This window comes from Acidobacteriota bacterium (assembly GCA_016703965.1).
Taxonomy (GTDB): domain Bacteria; phylum Acidobacteriota; class Blastocatellia; order Pyrinomonadales; family Pyrinomonadaceae; genus OLB17.
Map to the genome: position 1 here is coordinate 40,113 of JADJBB010000027.1, position 11,549 is coordinate 51,661.

Sequence of the window (11,549 nt, forward strand, 5' to 3'; positions counted from 1 at the left end):
ACCTAAATTTATCCATGAAAAACCCAAGAACATATAAACCCGCTGAATACTTTTTGAAGTTGCTGGGAGTCGCACTTGTCGTGCTCGCCGTGACTTCCGGAAATGCTGAGGCTCAGATTCGTAAGTCCGCAAACAAACCGAAACCAAAAAAGGTTGTCCGGCCCGTCTCGCACGAGTCTAAGTCGGACATCGCCGAAAAAGCCGTAAATATTTCCGTTGCTCCCGTTGGAGCTCAACCCGTGGCGGTTGTTAACGCCCCGCAATCCGATTTTCTTTCGGGAGAAGCAAATGTGACGGTCAATCCAAAGCAACCGACCATCGTGCGTCTCGGGCTTGCTCAAAATGCGGTCACAATTGTGGAGTTCCCTGCGTCAGATGGGATCTACTACATACACGAGGGCAACCCAAAGCTTGCATCCGTATTTCAATCTCCTACCAAGGAAACTGACCGGTCGATAACGATCTATCCGGGGGAAGGATTCGTTCCATCGAAAGACGGAGGAACCTCGGCCGCGATCAGCCTTCAGATGCGATCCGGTCTCGTTCTCATCCTTGAACTCGTTCCCGTTAGTGAGCTTAAAAAGAACGCACACCGCTGCGTTATCACATATGACAGGGATGCTGTTGTGTCGGCACGAAAAATTGCGGGCCTCGCATTCAATCTTGGCGGCGAAGTAACCAGCTCTTCACCGATCAACTCGCGCGCAGTATCGAAACTCGTCGGGGTGGCTCAAGTCGCAGAAGCGGGAAGTTCGGATTCTCCGAACTCCGACAAAGCATCCATTGCCAAAGCCGCGTTCACGGATCTGCCCGACACAAAACGCGTCAGTTCAAAGCGAGCAATGACCGATTCCGAAATATCGAAAACCTCGAACAAGCGCCTCGCGGATGTCCTTCGCGATCCCAAGAAACACCTCGGAACTTGGACACCTCAGCTACACGGGTTAGAACTCTCACTGACGCGAATTACGGACCTGGATGCCGAGAACCGGCTGGTTATCATCGGCATTCGAAACTCTACAACATCCAACCTCAGGCTCGTACAAGGCAACCCGGAACTTCAGATACAGACGCTCGACAAGGACGGCAACAGCCTTCTGAGCTCAAAACTCGATATACGGTATCTGGAAACAACCGCATTTGAAGGACTTCTCCTGCCGGGTTCGACGACTTTTCATGCGTTGGTCTATAAAGCACCGACTCTCGGAACCAATCAAAAGATCAGAGTTGTCGTAGCCCAGAGCAATGCCGCCGACGCCCCGATCTCAGCCGCTCTAAACGGATCAAAATAAAGGAGGAATTCGATGCAAACCTTATCAACCAATGCCGCAGAAATTCCAACCGCCTTACCTGACATCGAAGCAGATGAGGATCGTGAAAATCTTCTTCTTGAAAATCAACCCGACGAACCGGAAGATGAGGAGGTGGACTCCGACGACCTGGCTCCTGAAACTGATTCGAAGCCCAGAGGCTCGCGAACCGAAAAAGTACTAAAAAGCGTCGCTGCTTTCACAGTATTTCTTTTTCTGATGGGGGTAGCTATTACCTGGTTTTTCGGTATGGGATTCTTCGCCACGCAGAAACCACATTCCGTGAACCGCACCGGCGAGAAAGATACGTTGTCTGCTCCGATGACTGAGGATGAAAAGCTCAAAGCGGCTCTAACGATGGTCGCCTCTAAAGAACCCAGTATTAGCAAAGACTCTGTAGCTAACCAGACGCCCGAGATAATGACGGTTGAGGAAACCCGAAACAAACGCCGGCCGACCCGGCGATATCGTTTCTATGGCAGACTCACGATCTGGAGGAGCCCCGCCCACTAATATCGGCACTAGTATCTCGTCCCAGGAAACAAACAGGCCCCGGGACGAAACTTCGGAAACTAGGAACAAAGACGATCGGCCGCGTGTGAAATGGCCCTCAACTCACACAGCCGAATACATCTATCGAGCCTGTGGGTCGATCGCTTTTCTTCGGAATAACCAAAGCAAGAAATGACGCGACTCCTGTTCAAAATGCATCTTCGGGAAATCTCGCTACCGATCCTAAGAAGGCAAAGAGCAGTGGCCAGATACCTTTCGGGACGTTGCTTCCCGTCCGACTGATTGGAGCTATTTACACACTCAGAAGTTCTGGCGGTGTCGTTCGCATGGAGCTGACGCAGCCGATTGAAGGCAAGGGATACTCATACCGTGCGGGCACAATGCTTATTGGCAATCTGCGAGGCGGCGAATCCGTCCGAGCTTTCGTCAATATTGTCGGGCTTATCGATCCGGCCTCTGGTGAACTGGTGAAATTCAGCGGTGAACTTATGGGAACAGACGGTGCTTCCGGCATCAAGGGAAACAGGAAGAGGATCACCGGAAAATGGGCGCGATTCTTTCGGGGCTTGAAGGAAACTGCCGGGTCGATATTGGGCTCGGTCGGTTCATTCCGTTCAGGTGGAACTATTGTCCTTTCCGAACCGCTTCGTCGTGGATCGGAAAGGCTGTCCGAGGACACCAGCGAGTCACTATTTGGAACCGAACGCGAGGACACATTCCTGGAAGTTTTAGCAGGAACCAGCGGGTACGTTCTTGTGACCCAACTGCCCGAACCGACAACATCAATGACCGCCACAGCGACGGGAGCAGATAAGGAATGATCCTTTTGACAAAAGCCGACCTCAGATAAACCCCCGGAAACTCGTATCAATGGGACGTGAAGCCGATCTATTTGATCTGATGGCTCGCAACGGATATGTACCCGATGAACCAGTATTCGAGGATTTTTGCGAAAGCTTAAAATCCGGTCGTGCATGGCTGATATCGGGAACAAGAGGCAGCGGAAAGACTGCTTTTCCGGAAGCACTAGCTGCAGCCTGCAATCTTTCTACGTGCGTCGTGGCCGGTCGGGATGGTTTGAAGCAGGAAGAGATCCTTTATGACTGGGACGGCGAGGAGCAGGAAGTTTGGATGAGAGAACACCTTGCTCTCGCAAAACGGCTGCCAGTCGAAGAGCAGGCCGGGTTTCTCGACAACGCTCGGCGATCTAAATGGCAGCGCCGATTTCTGATTCTTGGTGAAGTTGGAATGGCCTATGACCTTGCAGCAATCGCTGCATCTAGCACTCCAAGAAAACCGCCGCCGGTCTTGATCCTTGATGAAAGCGATAAATTTGGAGCGAGCATAGAAGATTCCCTTCTTATGCCGCTCGAACGCGGACTCATCTACATTCCCCGATACGAAGGCGGAACCATCGGCATTTCCGATTGGCAGTCAAGACCTATAGTTATCACGACCTCAAACGATCTTCGACATAAACTCAGTTCGCCGTTTATTTCGAGACACGTCTATAGCCGTTTCTCAAGCCCGTCACTGGAGAAGGAACTTGAGATCTTATCCACGAGAAACAGAAACGCCACATCAGTCCAGTTGGCTCTCACAACCAAGCTGATCGATGCCGTTCGCGGCATCGCGGGTTTGGAGGATCATCCGAGCGTTCGTGAATCGATCGACATAGTTGCCGCATTCGAGCGGGACTCGATCGAATCGCTGAATCCGAAAAGCCTTGTTCGGTATTTCTGTTATTTCGTAAAGACGGGTTCATCCCGAGAACTGCTCACTCTTCAGCTCGACTATCTTCTCGCGATGATTAACGCTTTCCACCCGGATATCGATTCGTGGCTTGCCTCACGAGATTCCAATTGGAAGCTTCGGTGGCCGCAACTATCCGGTTCTTCAATATGAATAAATCAGAAAGCAAATTGGGTCTGTATTCGAGGATCAAAAAAAGGCTCGGAACGATCAGCCAAACAGTCGATCTTTCGCGCCAGGTTGGCGTTCTAGTAGTCCTTTGCTTTGTCGGAATATACGGAACTTTCAGAATCCTATCGCCTCAGAACGAAGCGGCCCAAGTCAGATTTATCGAAACTCGCGGCAGTGAACCTGAACAGCATTCGTCGACGGCCGAATCGCAAATAAAAAACCCTTTTTCCGGCCCGGAGTATGACAGCGCTGTAAGACTGAGGGAAGCCTCCGCATTGGGGATGGCGGTCTCGTTGTCGGTGTTGTCCTTGAATACGGAAACCGGGAAACTGCCGGGCAGTGTTGCAGAGATTACGAGACATCTTGAGAGGGCTCGCCTACTACCGCCTGGTATTCACTCTAAGAATGGGACCATTGTTTCCGAACAGAGCACATTCCAAATCGCATATCGGCGCGAACCTCTTTCATTTGAAGTTCTCGCTATCCCGAGATCTGATCAAGGCTCTCAACTGCTTTTCCGATTTCCGCTGCCGCAAAGCGAACCTAACACAGTTCTTTACTTTGAAGCTCTCCGCGATAAAGCAATCCCGGCCGCTCTATCGACCACGGAACAACTGAGTGCCTCAGGATGGAAGATCCGGCACTGGCGGGGAGATGTGATGTCGCTTAACTCCGCGACCATCGATTCGCTTAAGGAGCAAAGTGCTTTTTTACTAAATGCACTATAGGTAATTACGATATGTTTTCTCGAGAATGGATTGAGAAATTCGACGCTTCCTATGGGATACCACGGAAAGCCAACGAGCAATATTTGCCGTCGTATCAGGCATTTTGGCAATGGTCTGCGGATATTGGAATGTGTCTGTTCTTCATCACATTGGGGCTACTCGGATCATTACTTTGCTTGTATGCAGGAATCCTATTGGACGTCTATGGGCTGATCACTTTGGTCTTTTGGGCGATGGCATTGATATGTGTCGCTGGCTCATTTGTAGATGCGTACTCGCTGATGTGGGCCTACCGCGTCCGACGAATGAGTACCGCCCACGGCTCTGCGAGGTGGGCGAAGGCCTCTGACTTGATCCGCTGTGGTCTGATGAACCGGATCAAAGGACTGCCGTTACCCGCAAATGCGCTTCCCCTTGCAAAAGCCTTTCGTGGCCGCGATGTTTTTCTTCCCGCGAGCCAGTGGCTCCGCCACTTTGTCATGTTCGGCCCAACCGGATCCGGCAAATCAAAAACCTTCTTCATGTCGATGATCCGGGCGATCCTTAAGAAGTCATCGTGTCTGGTTTACGACCCAAAGGGTGAGCTTTTTGCCCAGACTGCCAAATCAGCCAAAACGATCTATCGTTTGGACCTCAACGACCCGACAAAAAGCGATCGATGGAACTTCATTCCCAAATGTAGAAACGATCCGGCTTTTGCATGTCAGATTGCCGGAATGATGATCGGGATCGAAGGCCGCCGCCGCACGAATGCCGATCCGTTCTGGGGCGATGCCGAACAAATAGCATTGACCGCGATCTTGTTGCACATATCAGAGGTTTATCGCGAGAAAGCGATTCCCGCGTTTGCAGCAGACTTTCTTCTATTTCTTAGCGGTGAAAGCGATGAGGCTTTCAACGATGCGATGATGAATTCGCCTAGTCTGTACGCAAAACAGGCTTACCTGGCTTTTCGACAGGCACCGGTGCAGACCCGTGGCTCGATTCTGATCGGTCTGTATAACAAGTTGCGACCGTTTACTCTTGCTCCTGCCCGGATGGTTACTTCCCCGCCAGCCAAGGATGAAACTGCACTAGGTTGCCGGGTGATAGACTTTTCAGATCTTCGCGAATCCGGAACTGCTGTTTACCTGGTTGTTTCGGAAGGAGCTGCGGACGTGTACAAGGAACTGATAGCAACCTTCATCGGACAGGCCGTTATGGAAATGAGACTTGATGGTGTTAATGAACCGGAGTTTCCTTGTTTTGTCCTTATTGACGAGGCCTATCAGTTGAACGTTTCCGAAGTGAAGCGAATCTCAGGCATCGGCCGAGGTCGTGGCGTGGGATTAGGTCTCGGATATCAGGACCTGCCTCAGATGTATGACCAATATGGACGAGAGCAGGCGAACGCGATTCTTGGAACCATAATGACCAAGATATTTCTCCCCGGCCTAGACGACGTGACCGCTGATTACGCATCAAAGCAGCTTGGCGATACAACGATCTTTTCAAAGACCTTTCAGGACTATCCGGGGAAGAAGCAGGACAATACAAGATATGCCGAGCAAAAACGTGCTCTTATGCTGCCGACCGAGATCCGGCAGACAGCTGCCCATTCAGAAGTTCTAATAATAAGCGACACTGCACCGCCAATTCGCGCAGCTTACCCTCCGTTCGCGGTGTCAAATGAAATGTATCTTGCTCCCAACAAAGGGGCCCCGAAAGAAGTTCATCTGGGCGATATAGACGCACAATTCTCGCTTTCTGGTGATGCTGGGAAAGTTAAACTGACAGATCCCGAAAGGACTTCGTTAAAAGAAATAATTTCAGCCGGTGTTGACAGAGTGTTGTCCAGTGAAAGAATTGCGGAGTTAGTTGGATCGTCACCAAGCGAAACCGAATCTGATTTTCTGCTCGATGTAGAATCCGCCGAGAACTCCGATTTGATTAAGAATGCCCTGCACCGCCTTCCTGAGGATGTGCGATTCATGACGACTTCCGCCCCCGTCAGTCAACTTTCGCAAATTTAGATCCATGTTAAACCGACTCAAGATATCACTCATCCTGGCGCCGCTCGCGTTAATGATGCTGGTTGGCGTGTATATCTATTCCCTTTGGTCCGAGGATCGAGATCGCCGTGCTGAAATTCCTTTTGATGCGACTCAAGTAATGAATAGAGATCTACTAAAATTTCATCAGAAGCGGGGATCGTTCCCCGAAAAGTTAGAGGATCTCGAAGGTATAGTTTGGGAGAAGAAAGAAAGAAATTACGTATCGCATGGCCGCTCGATGATACATAGAAATTACTTTTACATGTATTCAAAGATTGGTCCCCATCGATTTACTCTCTGGGCCGTACCAATTGGCAAAGTGCGTGACGAAGCATTGACACTCTTTCTGGTCGGAACTCCTACTTCGGACAGAACGTGGAAAGGCCCAGCATTGCCAATTCCTGATATTGAGAACCTGTCCGCCGCCCCTTCGTCAAACAACCTAATCATGTTGGGTCTTGTCGAGCAACCGAATACCCGACAGGAGTCGAAATCAAAGTGAGAACATTAGCGGAATCATTTCAGAATGCGTTCCGCTGCTAACCAAAGGGTTGTAAGTTCGAGTCTTACCTGCGGAGCCAATTAACTTAACACGTTACGGGTATCGAATGTCGTTACCCGTTTTGTTTTTCTCCAATAATTTCCTCTCCGAAACAGCACAGTAACAGACGGAACATCCATGCAACAGTTCGCCTTCCAAATGCATATCGACACGCTGATTGCCTTGGGGCAAAAAAAGCGCGATTGCCGCTTCTGCACCGAGGTGCCTTACTGACTGCCGAACACCACAGTCGAGACCTCGTATGCTGAACCCGATCCCCCTGGATCTGAGTGGAGGTGGTTCTCATGCAGAAAGTTAGAAGAATGATTGGCAACTGGCGCATTTACTTGGGTCAGACGTCTCTGCGATTCGAATGAGGATACTTTTTTCAACCTCGGTTTGACATTGCTTTAACAGTAGTATTTAATGCCGGAAACATTGTGATTGAGCCGCCTCACTGGCATTATCTAAGGAACCGGCTTTCTTGATTGCACTTGTTATTTGCAAATGCTGGCTTTGAACTCCCGAATCGAAAGACTCCTCACAAGAGAAATCCCTTCGCCTGTTCCCAAGCCGCATTAGTTTTTCCATTTACACATACTTATTGGAGAGCCCATGTCCAAGAAGACACTACGAAACAGCGTTGTTGAGGCCAAAGATCTCGGACGATCGGATCAACCGTCTCATATTTTAGAGCCAACGGACCAACTCGCTGAACCTCGACGCCAGAAATTCGCCCGGATCGCAACGTTTGTGCGTTCGCATCTGGTCCTGATCGGAGTGATTGTTGTTTTGCCCCTGGTCGGCATCGGCATATTTGCAAAGAGCGGGTGGCTGCCAAGCACGGATCCTCTAAACGGCCAGCGGACCGGCTGGTTTGGCAAGGCATTGCCAAAGAATGCTTCGAGCAGTTGGAACCCCTTCGCGGCACCACTTCCTACGCCAACACCGCAGCTTAGCAAAGAGTACGTGTACGCTGGTTCACGAATGCTGGCTGTAGTCGATGCCAACGCCAACGAGACTCCGCCGGCGGATCTTGCGGTTTGGCGGCCGTCAAGCGGGACCTGGTACGTTTACAACCTCGTGACCTCGGCCTGGACATCTTACGCTTGGGGCAACAGCACCGACACGCCCGTCCAGGGCGATTTCGACGGAGACGGCAAGACCGACTTTGCTGTGTTCAGGCCTTCGACCAACGTCTGGTGGATCGCGACCTCCGGCAACAGCAGCTATTACACGGTGACTTTCGGTGCCAGCGGCGATATACCCGCGGTTGCCGACTTCGACGGTGACGGCAGGACGGACGTTGCGGTCTTCCGGCCTTCGACAGGAGTCTGGTACATCTCCAGATCATCCGACAGCGGTACGACGACAGTGACCTACGGCGTCAACAACGACATCCCGACACCGAGGGACTATGACGGCGACGGCAAAGCCGACATCAGCGTCTGGCGGCCCTCTGCCACTTCCTTCTACACACTCCGAAGCTCCGACACGACCACACAGCAGGTGACATTCGGTAACGATGGCGACACTCCGGTCTCAGCCGATTTCGACGGCGACGGCAAGGCCAACTACGCCGTCCGGCACAATGCCGGTTGGATCATCATGAACGCCTCATGGACCTCGACCACGACGACCACTCCGACTGGTGACGCCGCCGGTGACATCCCCGTCGCAAACGATTTCGACGGCGACGGCAAGGTCGATATCGCCGTCTGGCGCAATTCAAGTGGCGACTGGTACATCCGCAAGTCCGGCTCATCGAACACCCTAAGACAAGAGCATTGGGGAATGGCGGATGATATTCCGGTACCTGCATATTTTCGAAGGTAAGTAATTGGCGGCGGCAGTGAAAGGGAAACGTGATATGGAAACTAACACAAAGAATCTTGAGGCGAGATCAGCTTGGCAGCGAAATCTAGGGATAGGTCGTTTTACAGGGCTGGAGCATATAGGAATTCTCATTGCTCTGCTGGTATGTGCTTTGATAGTCAATGGGCAGTCGGGCGGGTCCTCACGAGCAAAGTCGAAAGACACTGGTGGGGCAGCAGATCAAAATCTGAAAAGTCTCGCGCATGTTAATCCTTCAACCTTGGCAATGGAGATGAACATACCGCTTTTCAGCTATCCGGGTCGAAATGGCAACAGTCTGCCAATTGGATTGAGCTACTCATCAAAACTATGGAGAATGGACAATCGCTCAACCTACTTCTATTTCACTCCAATTGGTCATTACAAACAATACGTAACTCAGCTAGCCCCGATGTTCGCGGAGAGAAGTGCTGCAGGTTGGACCAGCAGTTTGGCTGCCCCGACAATTGAAGAGAAATTTGAGATCTATAATCAAGAAGGCGAAGTTTTCACACCCGGTGAGGATATCAACGGATTCAATTTTTATACCCAACAGGCTGCAACAGCGGGGCGGGGTTCTGGCTTGCTTAGTAATCCCAACTTGCCTTGTGGTTGGGTCTGCATCGAACGAACACGTACGTGCGAGAATGGAGTATGTGACCCTTGGGAATGCACGCGCTTTGACTGGAACACTGCCAACTGCGGCGGCGGTGGCCCCGGTGGCGGTGCCTCATGCCACTACCAGAACGGTTATTGTCCCGCCTCCTGCTCCTTTTGTGTCGAGGAGCCGCAATGCCCGTCATGGCATCCCAACTGTGACATAGACATAGAGCCGCCTCCGGGCATCGAAAATCCGCCAAAGATGCACTACGTTAAGCGCGTAAATGTGAGAATGGGTGATGGTTCGACGCATGAGTTTCGAAAATCCGACGCCGTGTTTGGCTATTGCTCTGGTTCGGTCAACGACGGCCCCGACTGCGAAGGCGTATTTGGTGTTCCAGATACGTTGGGCAAGTTTCTTGCGGTGGATGGGTCGGGAATGACTCTCGTTCGTACATCAGATGGGAGCACCCTCCATATGACGGATGGCAGTCGCTATCAATTTCCGGGCCAATCAACTGGAAGTTTTGATCAGACGGCCTTATTCGAGGCGAAAGAACTGGTTGACATTGACGGAAATCGAACCGTCTATAGTACTTCCGAAACTCCTAATCAATTCACAGTCGACGGCCAAAATGTTCGGAAGGTAAAGGACACCGTGGGCCGTGAGTTTGAAGTTCCATTACCACTAAACCTGATCACTGGAACATCCTGAGCAAAACATCTATTACTACACGTCGATTACGTGTTTTGGTAGCGCCGAGAATCCAGTGAATTCGGCAAATCCGAATACAACGGAGAAACTGTTTCCGCTCAACGGAATTGGCATGCGGTCTTGCAATCCGTTTGATGGTGATACGCCCGCAACCGCATTAGCTAAACGTTTCAACCCAGTGGTTCTGGCGGGCGTTGATCTTCCCAACGGGCAGAAGTATGAGTTCAGGTACAACCAATACGGCGAGATCACAAAGATCGTTTACCCAACCGGCAGTTTCGAACCTTCCAATACGGGCAGATCGCCCCGATGACGGCTTCTGATTATCCCGCCACGACCAGACAAACAGGGCGTGGTAGAAACGAAATGTCTTTCAGGCAAATAGTACTGTTCCAGACCAGCATTGGACGTATGCTGTTGCGTTCACAGGATCAGGGCGAACGCCAACTATAAAGTCACGATGACTTCGTCGAAAGGTAACTCTTCATCCACCGCCGGTGCAAAGACCGAGAGGTATCTTTTGTCCGACACGGCGTACGAACATCAATTTGGGTTCGATAAAACCGAAAGCCAGGATGCCGGTAGATGAACGTAGCTTCGATGAGAATAACGTCTTGCGTTCACGAACTCTGACTGAGTGGACGGTTCACGGGCCAGTTGCGACGAATGATCCTATCAGACCCGCGAATTCGCTCGCTCAGCGTGATCCACAAGTAGCGCGAACGGTTTCGGTTATTATCGAAAACGGTCAGGCCTTGGCGACGCTAAGTGAAAATGAATATGAGACGCCGGGTGTCAATAACAATACTGCACCCACGGATGCTGAGTATTTTGCTCACCTTAATTTGAAGCGCACAAAATCGCACCATTTCAGGAATATTCCGTTGAGTCTCGCTCAGACGGGGACGTTTAGTCAGATCGCTGGTTATTTTAATTCATCAACAATCGCCACGATTGGAGAAACGGATTATATATCCCCTGACTATAAGCTAGAGGAATAAACAGTTTGCCCTACAGAGAGCCGTGCGTTGGACAAGGAAGGTAATGTCCTCACCAAAACGCAAACACTTTTTGATGAACAAAATTATCTGGGGGCAAGTAGCGGATATCTTAGCGGGAACCTTGTAAGTACTTGGACCGATCCATCGACCGACCTGTCGATACCAGCTAACTCAAGATTACTTCGCGAGCCCACGACTACTAAGCTGTGGAATAACGAGACGAATTCTTGGATATCGTCGTGCGTCCAATACGACCAATACGGCAGTCCGCGAAAGGCTTGGGAACCCAATGAGGACTACAACAGCGGTCGGTTCACCGAAACCGAATACT

General features: G+C 50.9%; 11 protein-coding genes. All 11 read left to right on the top strand.

Annotation, left to right across the window (positions count from 1 at the left end; all coding sequences use genetic code 11):
• Positions 1 to 14 precede the first annotated feature (14 nt).
• Positions 15 to 1,292, top strand: a complete 1,278-nt coding sequence (locus tag IPG22_23075) for a hypothetical protein (GenBank protein MBK6591149.1) — start codon at positions 15 to 17, stop codon at positions 1,290 to 1,292.
• 12 nt (positions 1,293 to 1,304) lie between these two features.
• Entirely contained in the window at positions 1,305 to 1,823 is a 519-nt protein-coding gene (locus tag IPG22_23080; GenBank protein MBK6591150.1) for a hypothetical protein, read from the top strand.
• 131 nt (positions 1,824 to 1,954) lie between these two features.
• A complete protein-coding gene (locus tag IPG22_23085; GenBank protein MBK6591151.1) occupies positions 1,955 to 2,644 on the top strand; it encodes a hypothetical protein in 690 nt (229 codons plus the stop codon).
• Between the two features lie 49 nt (positions 2,645 to 2,693).
• Positions 2,694 to 3,728 carry an AAA family ATPase gene (locus tag IPG22_23090; GenBank protein ID MBK6591152.1) on the top strand — a complete coding sequence of 345 codons (1,035 nt, stop codon included), beginning with the start codon at positions 2,694 to 2,696 and terminating at the stop codon, positions 3,726 to 3,728.
• Positions 3,725 to 4,474 carry a hypothetical protein gene (locus IPG22_23095; protein ID MBK6591153.1) on the top strand — a complete coding sequence of 250 codons (750 nt, stop codon included), beginning with the start codon at positions 3,725 to 3,727 and terminating at the stop codon, positions 4,472 to 4,474. Before IPG22_23090 ends, IPG22_23095 begins: the two co-directional genes overlap by 4 nt.
• Before the next feature lie 11 nt (positions 4,475 to 4,485).
• Positions 4,486 to 6,486, top strand: coding sequence for a type IV secretory system conjugative DNA transfer family protein (locus tag IPG22_23100; GenBank protein MBK6591154.1), 2,001 nt, complete (start codon positions 4,486 to 4,488; stop codon positions 6,484 to 6,486).
• A gap of 4 nt (positions 6,487 to 6,490) precedes the next feature.
• On the top strand, positions 6,491 to 7,009 hold the full coding sequence (locus IPG22_23105; GenBank protein ID MBK6591155.1) for a hypothetical protein: 519 nt from the start codon (positions 6,491 to 6,493) through the stop codon (positions 7,007 to 7,009).
• Positions 7,010 to 7,663: 654 nt separating this feature from the next.
• Complete coding sequence (locus tag IPG22_23110) at positions 7,664 to 8,884, top strand: VCBS repeat-containing protein (GenBank protein MBK6591156.1); 1,221 nt, start codon at positions 7,664 to 7,666, stop codon at positions 8,882 to 8,884.
• A gap of 34 nt (positions 8,885 to 8,918) precedes the next feature.
• Positions 8,919 to 10,217 carry a hypothetical protein gene (locus IPG22_23115; protein MBK6591157.1) on the top strand — a complete coding sequence of 433 codons (1,299 nt, stop codon included), beginning with the start codon at positions 8,919 to 8,921 and terminating at the stop codon, positions 10,215 to 10,217.
• A 55-nt stretch (positions 10,218 to 10,272) separates the two neighbouring features.
• The gene (locus IPG22_23120; GenBank protein MBK6591158.1) at positions 10,273 to 10,530 is read left to right on the top strand and encodes a hypothetical protein; all 258 of its coding nucleotides are present in this window, start codon (positions 10,273 to 10,275) and stop codon (positions 10,528 to 10,530) included.
• 262 nt (positions 10,531 to 10,792) lie between these two features.
• Positions 10,793 to 11,218: a hypothetical protein gene (locus tag IPG22_23125; GenBank protein ID MBK6591159.1), complete on the top strand. Its 426-nt coding sequence runs from the start codon at positions 10,793 to 10,795 to the stop codon at positions 11,216 to 11,218.
• Positions 11,219 to 11,549: the final 331 nt, after the last annotated feature.